Genomic DNA, 26,778 nt, shown 5'->3' on the forward strand with positions numbered 1-26,778 from the left:
AACTTACGCACCGAGGACCGCACCGTCTTCCAGGCGTGACCAGTCGGAAACATCCGGGCCGTGGACTTCTCCCATGAGGTTCACCGCCCACGACGCGCACCGGCACATCGGTCGGCTGCCGGCGTACCCCTTCTACGGAGGGCCGCCGATCCAGCCGGACGTGACCGCCCGCGAGAGCGTCGCCGAGCTGGTGGCGGACCTCGACGCGGAGGGCACGGAGCGGGCGCTGGTGCTGCCGAACTACGGCGTGCCGGACCCCGACGTCTCGTTCCGCCTCAACCACCTGGCGCTCGACGCGGCGCACGCCGACGACCGGATCCGCTGCGGACTGTGGGTCTCGCCGAAGGCGTCCGACGCCGAGCGCAACACTGCCGCGCTGGCCCTGGCCGCGGAGGACGGCGTCGCCGCCCTCAAGACGAGCTTCCTGCTGGGCGGCGCCGTCGACGACCCCGACTGCCGGGTCGAGCTCGACCGGATCTTCACGACGGCCGCCGAGCTGGACCTCGTCGTGCACGTGCACACCTCGCCCGGCGCCGCCTCCGACGTGGACCGCATCGGTGAGCTGGTCGAGCGCCACGGCGACGCCACCAAGATCCACCTCGTCCACCTGGGCGGCGGGATGAGCGGACACATGAAGCTCATCGGCGGCCGCTTCTTCGACTGGATCGAGGCGGGCAAGCAGGTCTACACCGACACCTCCTGGGCCATCGGGTTCGCCCCCGTGTGGCTGTGCCAGGAGATCCAGCGGCGCGGCACCGGCGCCGACCGCGTCCTCTTCGCCACCGACACCCCCTGGGGCGACCACGCCGGCGAGCACGCCCGCCTGGCCGCCGCCACCGACGACCCCGAGCTCACCGCCGCGCTCTTCCGGGGCAACTTCGAGGCCCTCTACGGGGGCTGAGACCGCAACAGACCGCAGGACCCCGCCGCACCCGACCCCCGCCGTACCCGCAGCAGGACCCAACCGAGGAGACCCCCATGCCCACGTTCGACGACGAGATCATGGCCAACATCGAGAAGTCGGTGGCCGAGATCCCCCACCCCTCGCAGCCGAAGGGCACCAACCTCTACGGCTCGACGAAGATCTTCCCGGACTACCAGGCGAGCGAGGGCCAGAGCTACCTCACGCTCGTGCACGGCATCCCGCACGAGAGCTCGGTGAGCTTCGTCGCCGTGCTCCAGGCGACCCGGGCGCTGCGCAAGGGCTTCGAGTCGGCGCTCTACTTCTACGGCCCCGGCGCCCTGGCCTGCGTCGACACCCGTGGCTTCCCGACGACCGGCGACGTCGCCTTCCCGGGCAACCAGAACATGAACGACTCGATCAAGACGTTCGTGAAGGAGGGCGGCACGGTCTTCTGCTGCCGCTTCGGGCTCGCGCTCCACGGCAGCCGCGAGGAGGACCTCATCGAGGGCGTCATCCCCGCGCACCCGCTCGACGTGCAGGACGCGGTCATCCACTACGCCAACAAGGGCGCCATCATCAACTCCGTCTACAACCTCTGAGGGCCGGACGATGACCGCACCGGCCCCCTCCACCCGGGTGGACGTCGCCATCCAGGGCATCCGTCTCCTCGACGCCCCCGTCGCGCGCCGTGCCGGCGCGGGACCCAGCGACGACGGGCACGTGCTGCTGGGCGGGGTCGGCGCGGCCATCCCCCTCAACCCGCGCAGCCCCTACACGGTCCGGGGCGGCAAGCTGCTGCTCGACGGGGCCGACACCGGCCTCGGCCTCGAGGCCATCCGTCGCCCGCGGTTCTACGACCTGACGACCGCCGACGGCGTGCCCTACGAGCAGATCGCCCGCCTCCACTCCTCGAACGTGCTGGCCACGACGGTCGTGCAGACCTGCGCCCGGTACGCCGAGGCCGAGCGCTGCCGCTTCTGCGCCATCGAGGAGTCGCTGCGGGCGGGCGCCACGGTCGCCGTGAAGACCCCGGCCCAGATCGCCGAGGTGGCCCTCGCCGCCCACGAGCTCGACGGGATCACCCAGGTGGTCATGACGACCGGCACCTCGACGGGCCGCGACCGAGGCGCGACCCACCTGGCCCGCTGCGTGCGTGCGGTGCGCGCCGTGCTGCCCGACCTGCCCATCCAGGTGCAGTGCGAGCCGCCGGGCGACCTCGCCACCATCACCGAGCTCAAGGAGGCGGGCGCCAGCTCGATCGGCATCCACGTCGAGTCGCTCGACGACGACGTGCGCCGCCGCTGGATGCCGGGCAAGGGCAGCGTGCCGATGGCCGAGTACCGTGCCGCCTGGGCCGAGGCCGTCCGCGTCTTCGGCTGGAACGAGGTCTCGACCTACGTGCTCGTCGGTCTCGGCGAGGACCCCGACGAGCTCGTCGCCGCGGCGGCCGACCTCATCGCCATGGGCGTCTACCCCTTCGTCGTCCCCTTCCGGCCCCTCGCGGGCACCCTCGCGACCGACGTCGACCACGTGCCGGCCCCCGACCCGCGGGTGGTCGCCGACGTGACCACCCGGGTCGCGGCGCTCCTGCGCACGGCCGGGATGGCCAGCGCCGACCAGTCGGCCGGCTGCGCGGCCTGCGGCGCCTGCTCGGCGCTCTCGTGCGAGGGGGCCTGAGGTGACGCTCGACCTGCACGTCCTCACCGGGGTACGGCGCGACGCCGCTCCCGCGCGCACCCCGGCCCCCGGCTGGTCGGTGGCCGAGGCCGCGTCAGGGGCGGAGCACGCGGCGTACCGGCGCCTGCGGCGCGACGTGTTCGTCGCCGAGCAGGGGCTGTTCGCCCACGACGACCTTGACGACCTCGACGACGACCCGCGCACCGTCGTGCTGCTCGCCCGGGCCTCCGACGGGACCGTGCTGGGCGGCGTGCGCCTCCACCCGGCGCCCGAGGCCGACGGCTCCGTCCGCGCCCGCGACATCGGCTGGTGGCGGGGGAGCCGGCTGGTGGTCGCCCCCGGTGCCCGCAGCGTCGGGCACCTCGGCCCGGCACTCGTGCGGGCCGCCTGCGCCCGCGCCGAGGCGGAGGGCGCGCTGCGGTTCGACGCCGTCGTGCAGGCCGCGAACGAGCGGCTCTTCACGCGGCTCGGCTGGCGCACCCGGGCCTCGGTGACCGCGCACGGCACGCCGCACGTCGTCATGGACTGGCCGATCGACCGCGTGCAGCGGCTGGCCGACGCCACGAAGGCGGCGCTCGGCCGCCTGCTGGACCCGCTGCGGGCGGGGGTGCCGGCGGGGTACGTCGGGGACGACGCCGCTCCGGTCCCCGGCGCCGCCGGGCTCGTCGCCGCCTGCGACGCGATCCTGCCGTCGATGGTGGAGCGCGACCCCGAGTGGGCGGGCTGGTGCGCCGTGCTCGTCAACGTCAACGACCTCGCCGCGATGGGCGCCCACCCCGTCGGCCTGCTCGACGCGGTCGGGGCCCGCGACGCCTCCTTCGCGCGGCGCGTGCTCCGCGGCCTCGGCGACGCCGCCGCCGCGTGGGGCGTGCCGGTGCTCGGCGGCCACACGCAGCTCGGCGTGCCCGCGGCGCTGTCGGTGACCGCGCTCGGCCGCACCGACGACGCCCTGCCGCGGCCCGTGCCCGGGGGCGGCGGCCGCGCCGGCGACGTCCTCCGGGTGACCGCCGACCTCGGTGGCGGCTGGCGGCCGGGCTACACCGGGCAGCAGTGGGACTCCACCTCCCGCCGGCGGCCCGAGCAGCTGCGGGCGCAGGCCCGCGTCGTACCGGCCCTGGCGCCCACCGCCGCCAAGGACGTCTCGATGAGCGGCCTCGTCGGCACCACGGGGATGCTCGCCGAGGCGAGCGGCTGCCGCGCCGTGCTCGACGTCGCGGCGATCCCCACCCCCGCCGACGCGCGTGCCGGCGACTGGCTCACCTGCTTCCCGGGCTTCGCCGTCGTCACCGCCGAGCGCCCCTCGGCCGCGGTGCACCCCCCGCTCGCCGCGCTGCCCGACCACGTCGACACCGCCCGCTGCGGCGCGCTGACCCCGGGGACCGGGGTCGGGCTGCGCTGGCCGGACGGCGTCGTCACCGAAGCCGTCCGTCACACCGTCACAGGAATGGGACCCGCATGAGCACGCCCACCACCACCCCGTCGGCCGGCGCTGTCGCCGCCGTCTGCGCCGGCTTCGGCCGCGACGTCGAGGAGAACCTCGCCCAGGTCGCCGCCCACGTGGAGGCCGCCCGCGCCCAGGGCGTCCGCCTGCTCGCGCTGCCCGAGGCCTGCCTCGGCGGCTACCTCTCCGTCCTCGGCCGCGGCCGGGACGGCAGCGGCGACGAGCTGCCGGCGGACCTGCCGCCCGTCATGGACCTCGACGGTCCCGAGCTGCGCCGCGTCGCCGCGATCGCCCGCGACATGACGCTCGTCGTCGGGCTGTGCGAGTCCGACGGCACGGAGCGCTACAACACGGCCGCCATCGTCACCGGCGACGGCGTCGTCGGGGCGCACCGCAAGGTGCACCAGCCGCTGGGGGAGAGCCTCTTCTACGCTGCGGGCGACACCTACGCCGCGTTCGACACGCCGGCCGGCCGCGTCGGGGCGCTCATCTGCTACGACAAGGCGTTCCCCGAGGCGGCCCGGGCGCTCGCGCTCGACGGGGCCGAGGTCGTCGCCTGCATCTCCGCCTGGCCCGCGTCCCGCACGTCCGGGGCCGCGGACATCGCCCAGGACCGCTGGACGACCCGGTTCAATCTGTTCGACGCCGCCCGGGCGCTCGAGAACCAGGTCGTGTGGGTCGCCTCCAACCAGCACGGCACCTTCGGGTCGTTGCGGTTCGTCGCCCACGCGAAGGTCGTGGGCCCGGGCGGCGACGTGCTCGCCAGCACGGGCACCGGTGCGGGCCTCGCCGTCGCCCACGTCGACGTGCCGGCCGCCCTCGAGACCGCGCGGCGGGCGATGTTCCACCTCGGTGACCGCCGTCCCGACACCTACCCGGCGACCCTCGCGCAGGGCGCCCCGACGCGGGAGCCGGTCCGTGCCTGAGGCCACCTTCACCGTGCGCTGGCCCGACGGCGCCGTCACCGACTGCTGGTCGCCCTCGCTCGTCGTCCACGACCACCTCGACGAGGGCGCCACCTACACCGTCGCGGAGTTCACGCGCCGCTCCGCCGCGGCGCTGGCGGAGGGCAGCGAGCGGGTGCGGGCGAAGTTCGGCTTCGCGTGCACCGCCTCCGCCGCGTCGCTCGACCGCATCGAGCTCCGCGCCGCCACCCACCCGCCGGACGCCGAGGTCGAGGTGCTGCGCCTGTTCCCGCCCCTGCCCGCGGCCCTGCCTGCGTCCCTCCCCCAGGAGGCTCCCCGATGAGCACCGCACCCACCCTGCACCGCACCGGCGTCGTCGTGGTCGGCGGTGGCCAGGCCGGCCTGTCGACCAGCTGGTACCTCACCCGCGACGGCGTCGACCACGTCGTGCTCGAGGCCGGCACGGCCACCCACGAGTGGGCCGACACCCGTTGGGACGCCTTCACCCTCGTGACCCCCAACTGGCACTGCCGGCTGCCCGGCTGGTCCTACGACGGACCTGACCCGGACGGCTTCATGACGCGGGACGAGGTCGTCGCGTGGCTCGCGGGCTACCCGGCGAGCTTCGGCGCCCCGCTCCGCGAGCACACCCGCGTCACCGCGCTCACCGAGCGCGAGGGCGGCGGCTTCGTCGTCGACGCGGTCGGTCCGGCCGGGCCGGAGGTGTGGGAGGCCGACCAGGCCGTCGTGGCGACCGGTGGCTACCACGTGCCGATCGTGCCCGCCTGGGCCCCGGCGCTGTCGCCGTCCGTGACGCAGCTGCAGTCGGCGGACTACCGCAACCCCGACGCGCTCCCCGACGGCGAGGTGCTCGTCGTCGGGACCGGCCAGTCCGGCGCCCAGATCGCCGAGGACCTCCACCTCGCCGGACGGCGGGTCCACCTCGCGGTCGGCGACGCGCCGCGGGTCGCCCGTCGGCACCGCGGCCGCGACGTCATGACGTGGCTGGCCGAGATGGGGCTCTACGACACGTCGGTGGCGCAGTACCCCGGCGGTCTCGCCGCCCGCGAGAAGACCAACCACTACGTGACGGGCCGCGACGGCGGGCGCGACATCGACCTGCGGGCGTTCGCGGCCGAGGGGATGCGGCTCTACGGGCTGCTCGACGGCCTCGAGGCGGGCAGCGGCACGACGCTGACGTTCCGCCCCACCCTGCGGGCCGCGCTCGACGCCGCGGACGACACCTACCGGTCCATCTGCCGCGACGTCGACCGCTGGATCGAGGCGCGCAACGCGGAGGGGGCCGGGATCGACGCGGCGCCGGCTGCGCCGTACGAGCCCGTCTGGGAGCCCGAGGCCGAGCCGACGGCGCTCGACCTCGCGGCGGCCGGCGTCACGAGCGTGGTGTGGGCGATCGGCTACCGCCCGGACTACCGCTGGGTGCGCGTCGGGGTCTTCGACGGCACGGGGCGACCCACCCACACGCGCGGCGTGACCGCGGTGCCGGGGCTCTACTTCCTGGGCCTGCCGTGGCTGCACACGTGGGGCTCGGGCCGCTTCCTCGGGATCGCGGCCGACGCGGAGCACGTCGCCGGCTGCATCACCGGACGCCCGACCCGCACGACGCCGCCGGCGTCGGAGCTCGCGCGCGCGGTGTCGCCGGGACCGTGGGGCCGTGCCGCGCAGGTCGAGCCCGCCGCGGCGGCCGCGCGCTAGGGTCACCGGCCGTGCCCGCCCTCCGCATCGCCGCCGTCGCCGCCCACTTCGGGCGGGACGTGCAGCGTGCCCTCGCGAAGGTCGAGGGCATCATCGGCGACGCCCGGGCGGCGGGCGCGGGCCTGCTCGTGCTGCCGGACGCGACGCTGGGCGGCTACCTCTCCGACCTCCGCCACCCCGACCCGGCCGCGCTGCCGCCGGCGCTGGCCGAGGACGCGTGGGAGGTGCAGCGCATCGTCGCGCTGGCGCGGGAGATGGTGGTCTGCTTCGGGTACGCCGAGGAGGTCGTCGTCGACCGTCCCGGCGACCCCGCGGGACCGGAGGTGCGGCTCTACAACACGGCGCTCGCCGTGACGGGGGACGGCGTGCTCGGCCGGCACCGCAAGGTGCACCAGCCGGCGGGGGAGTCGCTCGTCTACGCCGCGGGGACGACGTTCGAGGCCTTCGACACGCCCGTCGGGCGGCTGGGGATGCTCATCGACTACGACAAGACGTTCCCCGAGGCCGCCCGCACGCTCGCCCTCGACGGAGCACGGCTGCTCGCCTGCCTCTCGGCGTGGCCCGCCAGCGTCACCGACCGCGCCTCCCGCCTCCCGCAGGACCGGCAGTCGCGCCTCTTCGACCTGTACGACGCGGCCCGCGCCGCCGAGAACCAGGTCGTCTGGGTGTCGTCGAACCAGACCGGCGTGATGGGCGGGCTGCGCTTCCTCGGCCAGGCCAAGGTCGTCGGTCCCGGCGGCGACGTGCTGGCGCGCACCTCGTCCAAGGGCGGCCTCGCGCTGGCCGAGGTGGACGTCGACGTCGAGGTCGCCCGCGCCCGACGGCTGCTCCACCACCTCGCCGAGCGCTCGCCCGCGGCGTACGGGAGCCTGGGCGGGTGAGGATCGCGCTCCTGACCTACTCGACGAAGCCGCGCGGCGGCGTCGTCCACACGCTCGCGCTCGCGGAGGCGCTCGTCGGGCTGGGGGCGGAGGTCGACGTCTGGACGCTCGGTCGCGGCGGCGACCGCGCCTTCTTCCGGCCGGTCGCGCCGGGCGTCGGGGTGCACGCCGTGCCCTTCGCGGCCCGCGACGACGAGAGCGTCGGCGAGCGGATCCTGCGGTCGATCGAGGTGCTGGGAGCGGCCCTCCGGGACGCCGGGGAGCAGTACGACGTCGTGCACGCCCAGGACTGCATCTCGGCCAACGCCGCGCTCGGCGCGGGGCTGCCGTGCCGGCGCACCGTGCACCACCTCGACACGTTCACGACCCCTGAGCTCGTCGCCTGCCACGACCGCGCGGTCACGCTGCCCACCCACCTGCTCTGCGTGTCCGCGTCGGTCGCCGCCGAGGTCGCCGACGGGTGGGGACGGACGCCCGTGGTGGTGCCCAACGGGGTCGACGCCCGCCGGTTGGCGGGCGGCGCCGGTGACGCGGTCGGCCGGGCGACGTGGGCCGCCCACCTGGGGCGCTACGTGCTGGCCCTCGGCGGGATCGAGCCTCGCAAGGGCACGCTCGACCTGCTCGAGGCGTTCGCCGTGCTGCGGGCCTCGTCGCCCGACCACGCCGACCTCGAGCTGGTGGTCGGCGGAGGCGAGACGCTCTTCGACTACCGCGACTACCGGGCCGCGTTCGACGCCCGTGCGGCGGAGCTGGACGTGACGCCGGTGGTGCTGGGCCCGGTGTCCGACCCCGACCTGCCGTCCCTCGTCGCCGAGGCCGCGGTGCTCGGCTTCCCGTCCACGAAGGAGGGCTTCGGGCTCGCCGCGATGGAGGCGCTCGCAGCGGGGGTGCCGGTCGTCTGCCGTGACCTGCCCGTGCTGCGGGAGGTCTTCGGGTCGGCGGTCCTGTTCGGGGCGTCGGTGCCGGAGCTGGTCGACGCGCTCGACCGGGCGCTGCGCGCGCCCGTGGACCCGGACGTCGGGCGGGCGCTCGCCGCGTCGTACACGTGGGAGAGCGCCGCGCGGCAGCACCTGGAGTGGTACGGCGCCTGAACCCCTCCCGGTCGTCACCGCACCGGCCTAGGGTGCTGCGCATGAGGCGGCGCCCCCACGAGAACGTGCTCACGGTGCTCGTCGACCCCGCCGTGCTGCACGACCTCGAGCTCGAGCTGGTCGGGCGCGACCTCTGGCTGTGGCCGGTGCGCACGGCGGGCGTCTACCGCGACGGGGCGCAGGCGGCGCGGGTGATCCGCCGCCGCATGGTCGAGGCTCGTCGCGGGGCCTGGGACGACGCCGCGCGCTGGGTGCCGGTGTGGATCGCGTTCGGCGACACCTGGCGGCGCGGCGTCGACCCGCTGCCGTGGGCGGCGCACGCGGAGCTGTACGACGCGCTGACGCCCTACGCGGCGCACGTGCGCTACCGGAAGGGGCTAGCGGGGGTCCCGCGACTGCGCGTCACGCGCGAGGCGGCCTGAGGCCTCCGGGGCCCCGTCCCGGGGGCCACGAGATGTGCGGCTGGGACAGGTCTGGCCGAGCTGGCGACGCGCCAACGTCCCAGTTCGGGGCCGGTGCCGGCCCGACCTCCTTGCCCCCGTGGTTAACGAACGCTAACCTCGCTGGTTAGCAACCGCTAACCACCGCAGGAGGGCCCGCCGATGTTCGAGCTGTCACGGGAGCACGAGGAGTTCCGTCGCTCCGTGCGCGAGTTCGCGGAGGCGGAGATCGCTCCGCACGCCGCGCGCTGGGACCGCGAGCACCACTTCCCGACCGACGTCGTGCACAAGATGGGCGACCTGGGGCTGTTCGGGCTGACGGCGCCGGAGGAGTACGGCGGCGCGGGACTCGAGGGCTCCGACGGCGGGTTCACGTCCCTGTGCCTCGCGATCGAGGAGCTCGGTCGCGTCGACCAGTCGATGGGCATCACGCTGCAGGCCGGGGTGGGCCTCGGCATCAACCCCGTCCTCACCTACGGCACCGACGCGCAGAAGGAGCAGTGGCTGCCCGACCTCGTGGCCGGACGCACGCTCGCGGGCTTCGGCCTCACCGAGCCCGGCGCCGGCTCGGACGCGGGCGCGACCGCCACGAAGGCCCGCCTCGACGGCGACGAGTGGGTGATCGACGGCGCCAAGCAGTTCATCACCAACTCCGGCTCCGCCATCACGAGCCTCGTCAACATCACGGCCCGCACGGGCACGCGGGAGAACGGCCGCCCGGAGATCAGCACCCTCATGGTGCCGGCCGGCACGCCGGGCTTCACCGCGGAGAAGGCCTACGACAAGCTCGGGTGGCACGCCTCCGACACCCACCCGCTGAGCTTCGAGGACTGCCGCGTCCCGGCCGAGAACCTCCTCGGCGAGCGCGGGCGGGGCTACGCGCAGTTCCTCGCCACGCTGGACGACGGCCGCGTCGCGATCTCGGCCCTCAGCGTCGGCTGCATGCAGGCGTGCCTCGACCTGTGCGTCGCCTACGCCGGTGAGCGCCAGACCTTCGGCGGCCCGATCGGCCGCAAGCAGGGCGTCGCCTTCCAGATCGCCGACCTCGAGGTGATGCTCCAGGCGGGCCGGATGCTGACCTACCGCGCAGCGGCGATGAAGGACGCGGGCGCGCCGTACCAGCAGTTCAAGCACGCCGCCTCGATCGCCAAGCTGCAGACCACGGAGGCGGCGGTGACGGCGACGCGGATCGCGACGCAGGTGTTCGGCGGCTACGGGTTCATGGAGGAGTACCCGGTGGCGCGGTTCTACCGCGACGCCAAGGTGCTCGAGATCGGCGAGGGCACCTCCGAGGTGCAGCGCATGCTCATCGCCCGCGGCCTCGGTCTCCCGGTCGAGTGAGGGCGCGATGACCACGAAGCGGATCACCCAACGCGGGCTGTGGTTCGAGGAGTTCGAGGTCGGCACGACCTACGAGCACCGCCCCGGCCGCACCGTCACGGAGGCCGACAACGTCCTCTTCACGACGCTGACGATGAACACCCAGCCGCTCCACCTCGACGCCGCGGAGAGCGAGCAGACCGGCCCGTTCCACGAGCGGCTCGTGAACTCGATGTTCACCCTGTCCACGCTCGTCGGCCTCTCCGTGGCCCAGCTGACGCAGGGCACGATCGTCGCGAACCTCGGGTTCACCGAGATCGCCTTCCCGGCGCCGGTGCGGCACGGCGACACGATCTACGCCGAGACGCTCGTCGTCGACAAGCGGCCCTCCTCGAGCCGGCCGGGGGAGGGCGTCGTCACGCTCGCCCACACCGCCCGCAACCAGCGCGGCGAGGTCGTCGCGACGGCGACGCGGAAGACCCTCGTGCGCGTGCGGCCGGACCAGCCCCAGCAGGATCCCGCGTGAGCGCCTGGCTCCCCGGCCCCGGCTGGCTGTTCTGCCCGGCCGACCGGCCGGAGCGCTACGTCAAGGCCCTCGGCCGCGCCGACGTCGTCATCCTCGACCTCGAGGACGCCGTCGCCCGGCCGGCGAAGGCCGCCGCTCGCGACGCCGTGCGCCGCCTCGCGGAGACCGGCGACCTCGACCTCGAGCGCACCGTCGTGCGGGTCAACGCGGCCGACGACGCCGAGGAGCACGCGCACGACGTGGCGCTGCTCGCCGCGGCGGGGGTACGGCGCGTGATGCTCGCCAAGGCCGAGGAGCCGGCCGCGGTCGCCGCGCTGGCCGCCGGGGGCGCGCACGAGGTGCTGCCGCTGCTGGAGACGCCGCGCGGCATCGAGGACGCCGGTCGGATCGCGGCCACGGACGGTGTCGTCGCCGTCATGTGGGGCGCCGACGACCTCGTCGCCGCGATGGGCGGCACGGGCAGCCGACGGGCCGACGGGAGCTACCGCGACGTGGCGCGCTACGCCCGTGAGCGCACGCTGATCGCCGCCAAGGCCCACGGCCGGCTCGCGCTCGACGCCGTGCACATGGACATCGCCGACACCGACGGTCTCGCCGCCGCCGCCGAGGACGCCGCCGCCGTGGGCTTCGACGCCACGGTCGCGATCCACCCGAGCCAGGTCGCCGTCATCCGGGCGGCCTACGCGCCGAGCCCGGAGCGGCTCGCGTGGGCGGAGGGACTGCTCGCGGCGTACCCCGACGGTCTGTCCGGCGCCGGCGGCGTCGGCACCTACGAAGGCCGGATGGTCGACGGCCCGATCTTCGCCCAGGCACGCACCGTGCTGCGCCGGGCGGCAGCGACGAGCCAGCAGAAGGGTGGAGAAGCATGAGCCTCCGGGAGGTGACCGCGGAGCTGCGGTCGCGGATGGCGGCCCTGACCGCCGGACGGGCGGGCGGCGGCGAGGCCGCGCGCCGCAAGCACACCGACCGCGGGAAGCTGCTGGTGCGCGACCGCGTCGACCGGCTCCTCGACCCCGGCAGCCCGTTCCTCGAGCTGGCGCCGCTGGCCGCGACGGGCATGTACGGCGCACCCGACGCCGCCCCCGACGCCCCCGACGCGGTGCCCTCGGCGGGCGTCGTCGCCGGCATCGGCCTCGTGCACGGCCGCCCCGTCATGGTCGTCGCCAACGACGCCACCGTGAAGGGCGGCACCTACTACCCGATGACGGTCAAGAAGCACCTCCGGGCGCAGGCCGTCGCCGCCGAGCACCACCTGCCGTGCATCTACCTCGTCGACTCGGGCGGTGCGTTCCTGCCGATGCAGGACGAGGTCTTCCCCGACCGCGAGCACTTCGGCCGGATCTTCTTCAACCAGGCGCAGCTCTCCGCGCGCGGCATCCCGCAGCTCGCCGCCGTCATGGGCTCGTGCACCGCCGGCGGCGCCTACGTGCCGGCCATGAGCGACGAGACCGTCATCGTCCGCGAGCAGGGCACGATCTTCCTCGGCGGTCCGCCGCTGGTGAAGGCCGCGACGGGCGAGGTCGTCACCGCGGAGGAGCTCGGCGGCGGCGACGTCCACGCCCGCACCTCCGGCGTGGTCGACCACCTCGCCGACGACGACGACCACGCGCTGGCCATCCTGCGCTCGATCGTCGCCACGCTGCCGGCCCCGCCCGCGCTGCCCCCGACGGCGGAGGAGCCCGAGCCCCCGGCGTACCCCCTCGACACCATCTACGACGTCGTCCCCTCCGACACCCGGCAGCCGTACGACGTGCGCGAGGTCATCCGCCGCGTCGTCGACGGGTCGCGGTTCCACGAGTTCAAGCAGCTGTACGGCGAGACGCTCGTCTGCGGCTTCGCGCGGGTCGAGGGGCACGAGGTCGGGATCGTCGCCAACAACGGCATCCTCTTCAGCTCCTCGGCGCTCAAGGGCGCCCACTTCGTGGAGCTCTGCAACGCGCGGAAGATCCCGCTGCTGTTCCTGCAGAACATCACGGGCTTCATGGTCGGGCGGGAGTACGAGAACGGCGGCATCGCCCGCGACGGCGCCAAGCTGGTGACGGCCGTGGCGAGCAGCGTCGTGCCGAAGCTGACCGTCGTCATCGGCGGATCCCACGGAGCGGGCAACTACGGGATGTGCGGGCGGGCCTACGACCCGCGGTTCCTGTGGATGTGGCCCAACGCCCGCATCTCCGTCATGGGCGGCGAGCAGGCGGCCAGCGTGCTCTCGACGGTCCGTCGGGACGGCGTCGAGGCGCGCGGCGGCGAGTGGAGCGCCGAGGACGAGGAGGCGTTCAAGGCGCCGATCCGGGAGCAGTACGAGACCCAGGGCTCCGCCTACTACTCCACCGCCCGGCTCTGGGACGACGGCGTCATCGACCCCGCCGACACCCGTCGCGTCGTCGGCATGGCCCTCGCGCTCGCCGCGCAGGCCGCCGCCGTCGAACCGATCCCGCAGCCGTCCTACGGCGTCTTCCGAATGTGAGTGCCATGAACCTCTCGACCGTGCTCGTCGCCAACCGCGGCGAGATCGCGCTGCGCGTCTTCCGCACCTGCCGCGACCTCGGCCTCCGCACCGTCGCCGTCGTCTCGCCCGCTGACGCGGGCGCCCCGCACGCCCGGGCGGCGGACGTCGCCGTGCCGGTGCCGGGCTACCTCGACGGCGACGCGATCCTCGCCGCCGCCCGCGCCGCGGGTGCCGACGCGATCCACCCCGGCTACGGCTTCCTGTCGGAGAACGCCGGCTTCGCCCGTGCCGTGCAGGCCGCCGGCCTCACCTGGATCGGACCGTCGCCCGAGGTCATCGACCTCATGGGCCGCAAGGACCGGGCCCGGGCGGCGGCGGAGGAGGCGGGTGTGCCGGTCGTGCCGTCGTACCCCCTCGACGCGGACCCCGCGACCCTCGACTACCCGGTGCTCGTCAAGGCCGCCGCGGGCGGGGGCGGCAAGGGAATGCGCGTGGTGCGCTCGGCCGCCGAGCTGTCCGACGCCCTGGGCGCGGCACGACGCGAGGCCGTCGCGGCGTTCGGTGACGACACGCTGATCGTGGAGAAGTACGTCGAGCGCGGCCGCCACGTCGAGGTGCAGGTGCTCGGCGACCACCACGGCTCCGTGGTGCACCTCGGTGACCGCGACTGCTCGGCGCAGCGGCGCCACCAGAAGGTGCTCGAGGAGGCGCCCGCCCCCGCGCACTCCGCTGCCGAGGCCGAGCGCGCCGCCCAGCGCTGCGACGACGCCGTGCGGCTGGCCGCGGCGGTCGGCTACGAGGGGGCGGGGACCGTCGAGTTCCTGCTCGACGTCGACTCCGGCCGGCACTACTTCCTCGAGATGAACACCCGCCTCCAGGTCGAGCACCCGGTGAGCGAGCTCGTCATGGGTACCGACCTCGTGCGGCTGCAGCTGCAGGTCGCCGGCCGGGCGGGCGGACCGCTGCGGCAGGAGGACCTCGTGCCCCGCGGCCACGCCATCGAGGCGCGCGTCTACGCCGAGGACGCCTGGGGCGGGTTCCTGCCGCAGGCGGGCACGGCGTCGTACGTCGCGTGGCCGGCCCCGCGCGGCGGCGGGGGTCCGGTGGGCGGTGGCGTCGTCGTGCGCACCGACCACGCGCTCGAGTCGGGGCAGGTCGTCTCGACGTCCTACGACCCGATGCTCGGCAAGGTGATCGTGCACGCGCCGACCCGCGAGGCCGCCCGGGCGGCGCTCGTGCGGGCGCTCGACGAGACGGTTGTGCTGGGCGTCACCACCAACACCGGTTTCCTGCGGGCGCTGGTCGCCAGCGACGCGTTCCGCGACGTCGGGCTCCCCGGCGGGCTCGACACCTCGTGGCTCGACCGGGCGGACATCGGCGGTGCCGACCTGCCCGCTCCCGACGAGGCGGCGGCCCGCGCGGCGGTCCTCGAGCGCCTGGCGGCGGAGGACCGGGCCCGCACGCGCGGCCCGTTCGCGCTCGACGGGTGGCGGTCGGCGGCAGAGCCCGCGCCGTACGTGGTCCCGTGGTTGGAGGCTCCGTCCGACGGCCCGGGGCACGCGAGCGGCGGGTCGCGCGTGGCCGCGTTGCGGCGTACCGGCCACGCGGTCGAAGCCGTCGTCGACGGACAGCAGTGGCGCTTCGCGGAGCCCGACCCGTTCACGGCGTCGACCGCGGCGGCGGGGGACGGCGCGCTCGTCGCGCCCATGCCGGGCACCGTCACCGGAGTCGCGGTGCAGGTGGGTGACGCGGTCACCGAGGGCGCCGTCGTCGTCACGATGGAGGCGATGAAGATGGAGCTCGCGCTGCGGGCGCCGTTCGACGGCACGGTCACCTCGCTGGCGGTCGCCGTCGGCGACCCGGTGGCGCTCGGGGCGCTGCTCGCGGAGGTGGAGGCGAGCGCGACGTGACCACGGCCTACTTCCAGCGCACGGGGGAGCGGACCTATCGCGCCACCGAGCACACGGGCGGCGCCTGGGACCGGGCGACGCAGCACGTCGCGCCCGCGCTCGGGCTGCTCGTGCACGCCGTCGAGCAGGACCGCGACGCCCGACGGTCGGACGGCCTGCGGATCGCACGCGCGTCGTTCGACATCCTCGGGACGATGCCGCTCGCCGAGGTCGACCTCGACGTGCGGGTGCTGCGGCCCGGCCGGACGATCGAGCTGGTCGAGGCGACGCTCGCCCACGGTGGTCGCCCGGCCGTGGTGCTGCGCGCCTGGCTGCTGGAACCGCGTGCGACCGCCGGGATCGCCGGCACGGACCTCGCCCCGTTGCCGCCCCCGGCGGCGATGACGCCGTGGGACCCGACCACCGTGTGGCCGGGCGGTTTCATCGCGTCAGTGGAGGTACGGCGCGTGCTCACCGCCCCCGGGCGCGGGGCCTTCTGGGTGCGGACGCCCGTGGCGCTCGTCGAGGGCGAGGACGTCTCGCCGGTCGCGCGCGCGGCGGGCCTGTGGGACATCAGCAACGGCATGGTCGCGCGGGCCGACCCGGGGGCCGTGGTGTTCCCCAACGTGGACCTCACGGCGCACGTGACCCGCGAGCCGGTGCTCGAGGACGGGTGGGTCGGGTTCGACACGACACAGACGTACGGCGCGGACGGCCTCGGCCTGACCAGCAGCGTGCTGCACGACGCGGCGGGACCGCTCGGCACGAGCGCGCAGGTGCTGACGGTGCGCCCTTCCGTAGGCTGAGCGGGTGCGCCTCCTCCTGCTCCGCCACGGCCAGACGCCCGCCAACGTCGCGGGCCAGCTCGACACCGCGGCCCCCGGGCTGCCGCTGACCGAGCTCGGTCACCGCCAGGCGGCGGCCCTCGTGCCGGCGCTGGCGGACGAGCCGGTCGTGGCGGTCTACGCCTCGGACCGCACGCGGGCGCAGGAGACGGCCGCGCCGCTGGCCGCGGACCGCGGGTTGGAGGTCGTCGTGCTGCCCGGGCTCGGCGAGATCGCCGCGGGCGACCACGAGATGGGTAGCGGCCGTGAGGCCATCAAGGCCTACCTGACCTGCATCGGCGGCTGGATGCGCGGTGACCTCGCCGGTGGGATGCCCGGCGGCGAGGACGGCGCGGCGTTCCACGCCCGCTTCGACGGCGCCATCCGCGAGATCGTCGCGCGCCACGCGCCCGACGACACCGTGCTCGCGATCTCCCACGGCGCCGCGCTCCGTGCCTGGATCGCGACGCTCCTCGGCGGCATCGACGACGACCACGTGCTCTTCGGCGGCATCCAGAACACCGGCGGCGCGTGGCTCGAGGGCGACGGCGACCGCTGGGAGCTCGTGCGCTGGTCGGAGGACCCCGTCGGCGGCGAGCACCTCGAGGACCACAGCGCCCACGACGTCACCGGCGAGCGGGCCGAGGAGGCCGTGCGCGAGGCCTGACCCCTCGCTCACCCCGGGACGTCATGCGGTGCGGTGCCTCCGGCGACCGGGGCGCATGACGTCCGGAAGGCCGAGGTCGGGGCGCCGCGGGACGTCATGCGGTGCGGTGCCCCCGGCGACCGGGGCGCATGACGTCCGGAGGGGGAGGCGGCCGCGGGGTCTCAGGCCACCGTCGAGCGCCGTACGACGAGCTCCGGCGCCAGCACGATGTGCTCGACCTGGGCGTGCGGGTCCTCGATGACCTCGAGCAGGCGCCCGGTGGCGGCGGCGCCCATCTCGACGGCGGGCTGGCGCACGGAGGTCAGCGGGATGGCGGCTGCGGCGGCGAACTCGTTGTCGTCGTAGCCGACGATGGCGATGTCGTCCGGCACCCGCACGCCCGCGAGGGTCAGCGCCTGCAGCACGCCGAGGGCGATGAGGTCGTTGGCCGCGAAGATCGCGTCGGGCCGGCGGGCGGCGGGCAGGTCGAGCAGCGCGGCCGCCCCGACCCGCCCGGCCTCCACGTCGAGGGTGGGGGAGTCGACGTGCCAGACCTCCCCGCTGCCGTGCTGCTCGACGACCCGGCGCGCGGCCCCGAGGCGGTGCTTGATCTGGGTGAGGCGCTCGGGTCCGCCGAGGAAGGCGATGCGGCATCGCCCGACGTCGAGCAGGTGCTGGGTGGCGAGCGTGCCGCCGAGGGTGTCGTCGACGGACACCGACGAGAACTCGCGGGCGCCGGTCTTGCGGTCGACGACGACGATCGCCGTACCGCGGTCCCGGAGGCGACGCAGCCGGTCGAGCACCTGGCCGGCGGGGGTCACGAGCACTCCGGAGAGGCGCTGCTCGGCGAAGAGGTCGAGGTAGGCCTTCTCCCGCTCGTGGTCCTGGCCGCTGTGGGCCATGACGAGCGGGCGGCCGACGCCGGAGAGCCGTTCCTCCACGCCGCGGGCGACCGCGGTGAAGAACGGGTTCGCGATGTCGAGCACGATCATCCCGATGGAGTCGTTGGTGCCCCGGCGGAGCTGCCGCGCGGCGATGTTGGGCACGAACCCGAGCTCGGCGATGGCCTGCTGCACGCGCTCCCGCGTCGCGGGCGACACCTTCTCGGGGTGGTTCAGGGCGTTGGAGACCGTGCCCGAGGAGACGCCCGCGAGCCGCGCCACGTCCCGCACCTGCGCCTGCATGGCGCGGACGCTAGCACGGGCCGGCGGGGCGTTGACACGATTCAATCCGCCCGTTGACAACGGATCGGGAACCGGCGTACCGTCCGTGACGCCACTCACATTGAAACGATTCAATCGGTTCAGCGCCCGGGTGGCACCACCTGAGGAGGAAGCAGGTCCGATGACCCCGAGCCCGACCACGGCCCCGGCGAACGCGGGCGGCGACGCGCGCCCCGTGCTCGAGATGGCCGACGTGCGCAAGTCGTTCGGCCCCGTCGCCGCGCTGCGCTCCGGCACGCTCACCGTGCGTCCCGGGTCGATCCACGCGCTCGTCGGTGAGAACGGCGCCGGCAAGTCGACGCTCGTGAAGATCGTGGCCGGCGTGCACCGCCGCGACGCCGGCACGCTGCGATTCGAGGGCGACGACGTCGACTTCGCCTCGACGGCCGACTCGAAGGCCGCGGGCATCGCGGTGATCTACCAGGAGCCCACGCTCTTCCCCGACCTCTCGGTCACCGAGAACATCTTCATGGGCCGCCAGCCCCTCGGCCGCGGCCGACGCATCGACCGGGCCGCGATGCTCGCCGAGACCCGCGCGATCTTCGCGCGCCTCGGCGTCGACATCGACCCGCGTCGCCCGGCCCTCGGCCTGTCCATCGCCGACCAGCAGATCATCGAGATCGCCAAGGCCATCTCGCTCGACGCGCGCCTCCTCATCATGGACGAGCCGACCGCCGCGCTCTCCGGGGTCGAGGTCGAGCGGCTCTTCGCGGTGGCCCGCAGCCTGCGCGACGAGGGCCGCGGCCTCGTCTTCATCTCTCACCGCTTCGAGGAGGTCTTCGCCCTCTGTGACGAGGTGACGGTGATGCGCGACGGCGAGTACGTCGCGACCACCCCCATCGCCACCACCACGCCCGACGCGATCGTCGAGATGATGGTGGGCCGCGAGGTCGGGGAGCTCTTCCCGAAGCAGCCCGCCACCATCGGCGAGACCGTGCTCAAGGTCGAGGGGCTCACCTCCGCGGGCACGTTCCGCGGCATCGACCTCGAGGTGCGCGCCGGCGAGATCGTCGGCCTGGCCGGCCTCGTGGGAGCCGGGCGCAGCGAGATCGCCCGGGCGGTCTTCGGTGTGGACCGGTACGACGCGGGGCGCGTCACCATGCACGGCAAGCCCGTCCCGGCGCGGCGCCCCCGTGCGGCCATCGCCGCCGGCATGGCGTTCGTGCCCGAGGACCGCCGCAAGCAGGGCCTCGTCGTCGACAACTCGGTGGCCCACAACGTCGCGGCCGTCATCCGCACCCGGCTCGACAGGCTGGGGTTCCTCACCAACCGCGCCGAGAACCGCGCGAGCGCCCCGTGGGCCGGCCGCCTCGAGGTGAAGACCAACGCGCTCGACATGCCCGCGACCACGATGAGCGGCGGCAACCAGCAGAAGGTCGTCATCGCCAAGTGGCTGGCGACCGAGCCGACGCTGCTCATCATCGACGAGCCCACCCGCGGCATCGACGTGGGTACGAAGTCGGAGGTGCACCGGCTGCTCTCCGACCTGGCCGGCCAGGGCCTCGCCATCCTCATGATCTCCTCCGAGCTGCCCGAGGTGCTGGGCATGGCCGACCGCGTGCTGGTCGTGCGCGAGGGCGAGATCACCGCCGAGCTCAGCCGCGCCGAGGCCACGCCGGAGGCGGTCATGAAGGCCGCCACCGCGGGCCACGAGTCCACCGGCGAGCTGGCCCCCGTCCTGCCCGACGCCCTCATGAAGGAGGTCAGCGCGTGAGCGCCACCCTCGCCCCGCCGTCCCCCGGCGGCGCCCCGAGCGGGTCCGGAGCGCCCGGCGCCGGAGCGCGCGTCCGCTCGGCCCTCGGCCACGCGGTCCGCTCCCGCGAGATCGCCGTCGCGGTCGTGCTCCTCGTCGTCGTCGCGGCCGCCACGGCGCGCAACGACAGCTTCCTCCTCTCGGGCGACGGGTGGCGCGACCTGCTGCTGACCCCGTCGATCCTCCTGCTGCTCGCCGCCGGCCAGATGCTCGTCATCGTCACCCGCAGCGTCGACCTGTCGGTCGGCTCCACGATGGCCCTGACGGCGTACCTCACGGGGCGCCTCTTCATCGACCAGCCGGGCCTGCCCATCCCCGTCGTCGTGCTCGCGGGCGTGGCCATGGGCGCGCTGCTCGGCGTCGTCAACGGCGTGCTGGTGGCCTACGCCGGAGTGCCCGCCCTCGTCATCACGCTCGGCACGATGTACGTCTACCGCGGCGCCATGCTCAGCTGGGCCGGCAGCGACCGGATCACGGCCGACCAGATGCCCAAGGACTTCCTGTCGCTCGGCACCAGCTCGGTCGTGGGCATCCCGGTGCTGACCATCGTGGCCCTGCTCGTCGTCGCCGCGGTGGGCTACTACCTGCACACCGCCCGCTCGGGCCGGGAGCTCTACGCGATCGGCTCCGACCCGGACGCCGCGCGGCTCTACGGGCTCAAGGTCCCCACCCGGGTGCTGACCGCGTTCGTGCTGTGCGGCGCGCTCGCCGGCCTGGCCGGGGTGCTCCACGCCGCCCGCTACGGCTCGGTGTCGTCCTCGGTCGGCAACGGCATCGAGCTGCAGGCGGTCGGCGCCGCGGTCATCGGCGGCGTCGCGATCTTCGGCGGCAGCGGCACGGTGTGGGGCGCCGCCATCGGTGCCGTGCTCCTCGTGACCATCAACCGGGCCCTGCCCATCCTCGGCATCCCGGAGTTCTGGCAGCGCGCCGTCGTCGGCGCGCTCATCCTCGGCGCCGTCGTGCTCGACCGCCTCCTCGCGGCCCGGCGCGCCCGCCGCCTCGACGAAGAGAGGGAGGACTGATGTCCGCCTCCACCCCCACCCGCGGCACCGCTCCCGTGGGGCTGAGCAAGGGCGAGGCGCGCACCTACGCGTCGTACGCCCGCCCCGCGTGGCAGCGCTGGCTGCTGACCCGCGAGACGGCCGTCATCCTGCTGCTCGCCGTGGTCTTCGCCTGGGCGACCTCGTCGGTGCCGAACTTCGACGGCCCCCTGACGCTCTACTACCTGTTCCTCGACCTGATGCCGATCCTGCTCATCGCGCTGCCGATGACGCTGGTGATCATCACCGGTGAGATCGACCTGTCGGTCGCCAGCACCGTCGTGCTCACCAGCGCGGTCACCGGCCTGCTGACGATCGACGCCGGCTGGGGCTTCGGCCAGGCGGCGCTGGTCGCCATCGCGGTCGGTGCGCTCTGCGGCCTGTTCAACGGGTTCCTGGTGGGGTACGTCGGGCTGCCGTCGCTGGCCGTCACCATCGGCACGCTGGCTCTCTACCGGGGCATCGCCGTCGGCCTGCTCGGCACCGAGGCCAAGACCGGCTTCCCCGAGGAGTGGACCGACCGGGTCAAGGAGCGGATCGGGGAGACCAGCTACCCGCAGGTGCTCGTCGTCTTCGGCGTGCTCGCCGTCGTCTTCGTGCTCCTGCTCCACTTCTCCGGCTTCGGCCGCGGGGTCTACGAGATCGGCCTGAACGACGAGGCCGCCCGGTTCTCCGGCGTCGACGTCGCCCGCACCAAGCTGCTGCTCTTCGTGCTCGCCGGGGCCGTCTCCGGCCTGGCGGGCGTCTACTACACGCTCCGCTACGACCTGGCCCGCGGCGACGCGGCCAACGGCCTCGAGCTGCAGGTCATCGCGGCCGTCCTCCTCGGCGGCGTGTCGATCTTCGGCGGCCGCGGCGCCCTCCACGGCGTCGTCGCCGGCGTGCTCCTCATCGGTGTCATCTCCAGCGCGATGCGTCTGCAGGGTGAGACCGAGAACGTCACCACCATCGTGATCGGCCTGCTGCTGATCGCCTCCGTGGTGACCCCCAGCTTCCTCTCGTGGGTCTCGGGGCGCCTGCCCGCAGGAGTGAAGGGCGCGTTCTCGCGCTCGCGTCGGACCTGACGCACCTCCGTTCCACCCGTTCCTCCAGCAGCACCCAGCAGCACCACTCGATCCCGGGCACCGCCCCGACCGAAAGGCAGAACGATGAAGTTCAACACCCGGCGCGCGACCGCGCTCGTCGCCCTCACCCTCGCTGCGAGCACGGCCCTCACCGCCTGCGGCGGCGGCGACGGCGGCAGCGGCGACTCGGCCGAGACCATCACCTTCCTCCCGAAGAACCTCGGCAACCCCTACTTCGACGCCTCCAGCACCGGTGGCGAGAACGCGGTCGAGGCCTTCGGCGGCACGTTCGAGGAGGTCGGCCCGACCAACGCGACGCCCGACGCGCAGGTCCCCTTCATCAACACGGCCGCGCAGCAGGGCGTGGGCGCCCTCGTCATCTCGGCCAACGACCCGACCGCCCTGGGCGACGCGCTCGAGGAGGCCCGTGACGCGGGCGTCAAGGTCGTCACCTTCGACTCCGACGTGGACGCCGAGTACCGCGACCTCTTCGTCAACCAGGCCACCGCGGAGGGCATCGCCGAGGCGCAGGTCGACCTGGTCGCCGAGCAGATCGGTGGCGAGGGCGAGGTCGCGATCCTGTCGGCCGCGGCCAACGCCACCAACCAGAACGCCTGGATCGACCTCATGGAGGAGTACGCCGCCTCGGAGTACCCCGACATCGACATCGTCGAGACCGTCTACGGCGACGACGACGACCAGACCTCGTTCGACAAGACGGCGGCGCTGCTGCAGTCGCACCCCGACCTCAAGGGCATCATCAGCCCGACCACGGTCGGCATCGCCGCCGCGGCGCGCTACCTCTCGACGTCGCAGTACAAGGGCCAGGTCGCGCTGACCGGTCTCGGCACGCCCAACCAGATGCGCGAGTACCTCGAGGACGGCACCGTCACCGCGTTCGCGCTGTGGAACCCGGAGGAGCTCGGCTACCTGGCCGCGTACGCCGCCCACGCGCTGGTCGAGGGCGACATCACCGGCGAGGAGGGCGACACCTTCGAGGCCGGCGACCTCGGTGAGTACACCGTCGGCGCCAACGGCGAGGTCGTCCTCGGCGAGCCGACCGTCTTCACGGTCGACAACGTCGGCGACTTCGACTTCTGATCCACCCGACCCGTGGGGCCGGCACCCGCCAGCCCCACGGGGCGAGCCCGACCGCTGATTGAAACGATTCAACACCTGACCCGAGGAGGGCGCATGGAGCGCGTCTGCTTCCAGCTGCAGGTCCGGCCGGACCGCCTGGAGGAGTACGCCGAGCGGCACGCCGCCGTCTGGCCCACGATGCTCGAGGCGCTCCGCGACGCCGGGTGGCGCAACTACTCGTTGTTCCTCCGGCCCGACGGCCTCCTCATCGGGTACGTCGAGGTCGAGGGCACCCTCGCCGAGGCCCAGGCCGCGATGGCGGCGACCGAGGTCAACGCCCGCTGGCAGGCCGAGATGGGCGCGTTCTTCGTCGACCTCGAGGGCGCCGCCCCCGACACCGGGTTCGTGCGGCTCGCGGAGGTCTTCCACCTGGAGGACCAGCTCGCCGCCGCCGACCTGCCCGTGAGCACCCCCGTCAGCACCCCCGTCAGCACCCCCGCCGCACCGACCGACCCCACCACCCGCCGTACCGAGGGAGAGCCCGCATGACCAGCTTCGCCGACATCACGCCCACGCTGGAGCGTCTGGCGATCGAGGTCCCGTCCTGGGCCTACGGCAACTCGGGCACCCGCTTCAAGGTCTTCGGCACGCCCGGCACGCCCCGCTCGGTGGAGGAGAAGATCGCCGACGCCGCGACGGTGAACCGCTTCACCGGTCTCGCCCCGGCCGTCGCGCTCCACATCCCGTGGGACCTCGTGGACGACTGGGCGGCGCTGCGCCGCTACGCCGAGGACCAGGGCATCGCGCTCGGCACGATCAACTCCAACACGTTCCAGGACGACGACTACAAGCTCGGCGCCCTGACGCACACCGACCCGAAGATCCGCCAGAAGGCGATCGACCACCACTTCGAGTGCATCGACGTCATGGACGCGACCGGCTCGCGCGACCTCAAGATCTGGCTGGCCGAGGGGTCGAACTACCCGGGCCAGGCCGACATGCGCGGCCGCCAGGACCGCCTCTCCGAGTCGCTGGCCGCGATCTACGAGCGGCTGGGCGAGACGCAGCGCCTCGTGCTCGAGTACAAGTTCTTCGAGCCGGCCTTCTACCACACGGACGTGCCGGACTGGGGCACGTCGTACGTGCAGGTGAGCGCCCTCGGCGACCGCGCGAAGGTCTGCCTCGACACCGGTCACCACGCGCCGGGCACCAACATCGAGTTCATCGTGGCGCAGCTGCTGCGGCTCGGGAAGCTCGGCTCGTTCGACTTCAACTCGCGCTTCTACGCCGACGACGACCTCATCGTGGGTGCGGCCGACCCGTTCCAGCTCTTCCGGATCATGGTCGAGGTGATCCGCGGCGGCGGCCTCGACGAGGGCTCCGACGTCGCGCTGATGCTCGACCAGTGCCACAACATCGAGAAGAAGATCCCGGGCCAGATCCGCTCCGTGCTCAACGTGCAGGAGATGACCGCCCGCGCGCTGCTGCTCGACCGGGAGGCGCTCACGGCCGCCCAGGAGGCCGGCGAGGTGCTCGACGCCCACGAGATCTTCATGGACGCGTTCTCCACCGACGTCCGCGCCGACCTCGCCGCCTGGCGCGAGTCCCGCGGCCTGCCCGCCCACCCCGCCAAGGCGTACGCCGCGAGCGGGCACCAGGAGGGCCTCGAGGCCGCCCGGGTCGGCGGCACGCAGGTCGGCTGGAGCTGAGCCCCGCCGCGCGACCCGCCCCCCGTCGTACCGATCCCGCCCGCCCTCACACCCAGAGGAACCACCCGAGATGACTGATCTCACCGTCCCGCAGCAGCTGATCGCCCGGTCCAACCGGCTGGGCTCCGACCCGAAGAACACCAACTACGCCGGCGGCAACACGTCCGCGAAGGGCACCGAGACCGACCCGGTGACGGGCCAGCCCGTCGAGCTCGTGTGGGTCAAGGGCTCGGGCGGCGACCTCGGCACCCTGAAGGAGTCGGGTCTCGCGGTGCTGCGGCTCGACCGGATGCGCGCGCTCGTCGACGTCTACCCGGGCATCGACCGCGAGGACGAGATGGTCGCGGCGTTCGACTACTGCCTCCACGGCAAGGGCGGGGCAGCGCCGTCGATCGACACGGCCATGCACGGCCTCGTGGACGCGGCGCACGTCGACCACCTGCACCCCGACTCCGGTATCGCGATCGCGACCGCGGCCGACGGCCCGTCGCTGACGCAGCAGGTCTTCGGCGACAAGGTCGTGTGGGTGCCGTGGCGTCGTCCCGGCTTCCAGCTCGGCCTCGACATCGCCGAGATCAAGGAGAAGAACCCGCAGGCGGTCGGCTGCATCCTCGGCGGCCACGGCATCACCGCGTGGGGCGACACCTCGGAGGAGGCGGAGGCCAACAGCCTCTGGATCATCGACACGGCCGCGGCGTACATCGCGGAGCACAGCAAGGCGGAGCCCTTCGGCGCCCCGCTCGAGGGGTACGGCGCGCTGCCCGAGGCCGAGCGCCGGGCGAAGGCCGCCGCGCTGGCCGGCACCATCCGCGGCATCGCGTCGAAGGACGCGGCCGCGGCCGGGCGCTCGATGGTCGGCCACTTCACGGACTCGGCGGTCGTGCTCGACTTCCTGGCCGCCTCGGAGCACCCGCGGCTCGCCGCCCTGGGCACGTCGTGCCCCGACCACTTCCTGCGCACCAAGGTCAAGCCGCTCGTGCTCGACCTGCCGGCGTCGGCCTCGGTGGAGGACTCGATCGCGCGGCTCAAGGAGCTGCACGAGGAGTACCGGGCCGACTACCAGGGCTACTACGACCGCAACGCGACGCCGGACAGCCCGGCCATCCGCGGTGCGGACCCGCTGATCGTGCTCGTGCCGGGCGTCGGGATGTTCTCCTACGGCAAGGACAAGCAGACCGCGCGCGTCGCGGGCGAGTTCTACGTCAACGCGATCAACGTGATGCGTGGTGCCGAGGGGCTGTCCACCTACGCCCCCATCGACGAGGCGGAGAAGTTCCGCATCGAGTACTGGGCGCTCGAGGAGGCCAAGCTCCAGCGCATGCCGAAGCCGAAGCCGCTCGCGGGCCGGATCGCGCTCGTCACCGGTGCCGCCGGCGGCATCGGCAAGGCCACCGCGAAGAAGCTCGCGGGTGAGGGCGCGGTCGTGGTCGTGGCCGACCTGAGCCTGGACAAGGCGCAGGCCGCGGCCGCGGAGATCGGCGGCTCCGACGTGGCGGTCGGCGTCGCGGCGGACGTGTCCGACGAGGCGGCCGTGCAGGCTGCCGTGGACGCGACCGTGCTGGCCTTCGGTGGCGTCGACCTCGTCGTCAACAACGCCGGGCTGTCGCTCTCGAAGGCGCTGCTCGACACCACGGGGGAGGACTTCGACCTCCAGCACCGCGTGATGGCGAAGGGCTCGTTCCTCGTCGCGAAGGCGACCGCGAGGGTGATGATCGACCAGGAGCTGGGCGGCGACATCATCTACATCTCGTCGAAGAACTCGGTGTTCGCGGGGCCGAACAACATCGCCTACTCGGCGACGAAGGCCAACCAGGCGCACCAGGTGCGGCTGCTCGCCGCGGAGCTGGGCGCCCACGGGATCAAGGTCAACGGCGTCAACCCCGACGGCGTCGTGCAGGGCTCCGGCATCTTCGCCTCCGGCTGGGGCGCCAACCGCGCCGCGGTCTACGGCGTGGAGGAGAAGGACCTCGGCAAGTTCTACGCGCAGCGCACGATCCTGAAGAAGGAGGTGCTGCCGGAGCACATCGCGAACGCGGTCTTCGTGCTCTGCGGCCCCGAGATGACCCACACCACCGGCCTCCACGTCCCCGTCGACGCCGGCGTCGCGGCGGCCTTCCTGCGCTGATCCTCCGCCGAGTTGTCACGTACGCCGCGTCGGACGCTGCGTACGTGACAACTCGGCGCGCAATCCCCCGCACCTGAG

Annotated in this window: 25 protein-coding genes; 24 read left to right on the forward strand and 1 reads right to left on the reverse strand. The window is 74.0% G+C overall.

All coding sequences use genetic code 11. The features are described from left to right. The first annotated feature begins 73 nt into the window (after window positions 1-73). From PIR53_19235 to PIR53_19315, 17 genes are all read left to right on the forward strand, one after another. Window positions 74-901, forward strand: a complete 828-nt coding sequence (locus PIR53_19235) for an amidohydrolase family protein (GenBank protein WZH52135.1) — start codon at window positions 74-76, stop codon at window positions 899-901. Between the two features lie 77 nt (window positions 902-978). After that, a complete protein-coding gene (locus tag PIR53_19240; GenBank protein WZH52136.1) occupies window positions 979-1,503 on the forward strand; it encodes an MSMEG_0572 family nitrogen starvation response protein in 525 nt (174 codons plus the stop codon). A gap of 10 nt (window positions 1,504-1,513) precedes the next feature. After that, window positions 1,514-2,581: an MSMEG_0568 family radical SAM protein gene (locus tag PIR53_19245; protein WZH52137.1), complete on the forward strand. Its 1,068-nt coding sequence runs from the start codon at window positions 1,514-1,516 to the stop codon at window positions 2,579-2,581. 1 nt (window position 2,582) lies between these two features. Beyond that, the gene (locus PIR53_19250) at window positions 2,583-4,040 is read left to right on the forward strand and encodes an AIR synthase related protein (GenBank protein WZH52138.1); all 1,458 of its coding nucleotides are present in this window, start codon (window positions 2,583-2,585) and stop codon (window positions 4,038-4,040) included. After that, on the forward strand, window positions 4,037-4,948 hold the full coding sequence (locus tag PIR53_19255) for a carbon-nitrogen hydrolase family protein (protein ID WZH52139.1): 912 nt from the start codon (window positions 4,037-4,039) through the stop codon (window positions 4,946-4,948). The genes PIR53_19250 and PIR53_19255 overlap by 4 nt, the downstream gene beginning before the upstream one ends. Continuing rightward, window positions 4,941-5,270 carry an MSMEG_0570 family nitrogen starvation response protein gene (locus PIR53_19260; protein WZH52140.1) on the forward strand — a complete coding sequence of 110 codons (330 nt, stop codon included), beginning with the start codon at window positions 4,941-4,943 and terminating at the stop codon, window positions 5,268-5,270. Before PIR53_19255 ends, PIR53_19260 begins: the two co-directional genes overlap by 8 nt. Further along, entirely contained in the window at window positions 5,267-6,643 is a 1,377-nt protein-coding gene (locus PIR53_19265) for an MSMEG_0569 family flavin-dependent oxidoreductase (GenBank protein WZH52141.1), read from the forward strand. Before PIR53_19260 ends, PIR53_19265 begins: the two co-directional genes overlap by 4 nt. An 11-nt stretch (window positions 6,644-6,654) precedes the next feature. Continuing rightward, window positions 6,655-7,524 (forward strand): carbon-nitrogen hydrolase family protein, encoded by an 870-nt coding sequence (locus PIR53_19270; protein ID WZH52142.1) that lies wholly within the window; start codon window positions 6,655-6,657, stop codon window positions 7,522-7,524. Beyond that, window positions 7,521-8,615 (forward strand): MSMEG_0565 family glycosyltransferase, encoded by a 1,095-nt coding sequence (locus PIR53_19275; protein ID WZH52143.1) that lies wholly within the window; start codon window positions 7,521-7,523, stop codon window positions 8,613-8,615. Before PIR53_19270 ends, PIR53_19275 begins: the two co-directional genes overlap by 4 nt. Window positions 8,616-8,656: 41 nt before the next feature. Next, window positions 8,657-9,037 carry a hypothetical protein gene (locus tag PIR53_19280; GenBank protein WZH52144.1) on the forward strand — a complete coding sequence of 127 codons (381 nt, stop codon included), beginning with the start codon at window positions 8,657-8,659 and terminating at the stop codon, window positions 9,035-9,037. 180 nt (window positions 9,038-9,217) lie between these two features. Beyond that, window positions 9,218-10,396, forward strand: a complete 1,179-nt coding sequence (locus PIR53_19285; GenBank protein ID WZH52145.1) for an acyl-CoA dehydrogenase family protein — start codon at window positions 9,218-9,220, stop codon at window positions 10,394-10,396. A gap of 7 nt (window positions 10,397-10,403) precedes the next feature. Continuing rightward, the gene (locus PIR53_19290) at window positions 10,404-10,901 is read left to right on the forward strand and encodes a MaoC family dehydratase (protein ID WZH52146.1); all 498 of its coding nucleotides are present in this window, start codon (window positions 10,404-10,406) and stop codon (window positions 10,899-10,901) included. Further along, window positions 10,898-11,770, forward strand: a complete 873-nt coding sequence (locus PIR53_19295) for a CoA ester lyase (GenBank protein ID WZH52147.1) — start codon at window positions 10,898-10,900, stop codon at window positions 11,768-11,770. Before PIR53_19290 ends, PIR53_19295 begins: the two co-directional genes overlap by 4 nt. Further along, entirely contained in the window at window positions 11,767-13,365 is a 1,599-nt protein-coding gene (locus tag PIR53_19300) for a carboxyl transferase domain-containing protein (protein WZH52148.1), read from the forward strand. Before PIR53_19295 ends, PIR53_19300 begins: the two co-directional genes overlap by 4 nt. Before the next feature lie 5 nt (window positions 13,366-13,370). Next, complete coding sequence (locus PIR53_19305; GenBank protein WZH52149.1) at window positions 13,371-15,257, forward strand: biotin carboxylase N-terminal domain-containing protein; 1,887 nt, start codon at window positions 13,371-13,373, stop codon at window positions 15,255-15,257. Continuing rightward, on the forward strand, window positions 15,254-16,042 hold the full coding sequence (locus PIR53_19310; protein ID WZH52150.1) for a thioesterase family protein: 789 nt from the start codon (window positions 15,254-15,256) through the stop codon (window positions 16,040-16,042). The genes PIR53_19305 and PIR53_19310 overlap by 4 nt, the downstream gene beginning before the upstream one ends. Window positions 16,043-16,046: 4 nt before the next feature. Further along, window positions 16,047-16,727: a histidine phosphatase family protein gene (locus PIR53_19315; protein ID WZH52151.1), complete on the forward strand. Its 681-nt coding sequence runs from the start codon at window positions 16,047-16,049 to the stop codon at window positions 16,725-16,727. A gap of 161 nt (window positions 16,728-16,888) precedes the next feature. On the opposite strand, the gene PIR53_19320 is transcribed toward PIR53_19315, so the two are convergent. After that, window positions 16,889-17,890 carry a LacI family DNA-binding transcriptional regulator gene (locus PIR53_19320; protein WZH52152.1) on the reverse strand — a complete coding sequence of 334 codons (1,002 nt, stop codon included), beginning with the start codon at window positions 17,888-17,890 and terminating at the stop codon, window positions 16,889-16,891. A 160-nt stretch (window positions 17,891-18,050) separates the two neighbouring features. Between PIR53_19320 and PIR53_19325 the strand changes: the two genes are divergently transcribed. From PIR53_19325 to PIR53_19355, 7 genes are all read left to right on the forward strand, one after another. Continuing rightward, complete coding sequence (locus PIR53_19325) at window positions 18,051-19,643, forward strand: sugar ABC transporter ATP-binding protein (protein WZH52153.1); 1,593 nt, start codon at window positions 18,051-18,053, stop codon at window positions 19,641-19,643. Then, complete coding sequence (locus PIR53_19330; protein ID WZH52154.1) at window positions 19,640-20,704, forward strand: ABC transporter permease; 1,065 nt, start codon at window positions 19,640-19,642, stop codon at window positions 20,702-20,704. The genes PIR53_19325 and PIR53_19330 overlap by 4 nt, the downstream gene beginning before the upstream one ends. Beyond that, on the forward strand, window positions 20,704-21,786 hold the full coding sequence (locus tag PIR53_19335; protein ID WZH52155.1) for an ABC transporter permease: 1,083 nt from the start codon (window positions 20,704-20,706) through the stop codon (window positions 21,784-21,786). The genes PIR53_19330 and PIR53_19335 overlap by 1 nt, the downstream gene beginning before the upstream one ends. Window positions 21,787-21,870: 84 nt before the next feature. After that, entirely contained in the window at window positions 21,871-22,887 is a 1,017-nt protein-coding gene (gene rhaS / locus PIR53_19340) for a rhamnose ABC transporter substrate-binding protein (protein ID WZH52156.1), read from the forward strand. A gap of 93 nt (window positions 22,888-22,980) precedes the next feature. Next, window positions 22,981-23,415, forward strand: coding sequence for an L-rhamnose mutarotase (locus tag PIR53_19345; GenBank protein WZH52157.1), 435 nt, complete (start codon window positions 22,981-22,983; stop codon window positions 23,413-23,415). Next, window positions 23,412-24,575, forward strand: coding sequence for an L-rhamnose isomerase (gene rhaI / locus PIR53_19350; protein WZH52158.1), 1,164 nt, complete (start codon window positions 23,412-23,414; stop codon window positions 24,573-24,575). Before PIR53_19345 ends, rhaI begins: the two co-directional genes overlap by 4 nt. Window positions 24,576-24,645: 70 nt before the next feature. Further along, window positions 24,646-26,700 carry a bifunctional aldolase/short-chain dehydrogenase gene (locus PIR53_19355; protein WZH52159.1) on the forward strand — a complete coding sequence of 685 codons (2,055 nt, stop codon included), beginning with the start codon at window positions 24,646-24,648 and terminating at the stop codon, window positions 26,698-26,700. The last annotated feature ends 78 nt before the right edge of the window (window positions 26,701-26,778 follow it).

The sequence above is a fragment of the Nocardioides alkalitolerans genome (assembly GCA_038184435.1).
Taxonomy (GTDB): domain Bacteria; phylum Actinomycetota; class Actinomycetes; order Propionibacteriales; family Nocardioidaceae; genus Nocardioides; species Nocardioides alkalitolerans_A.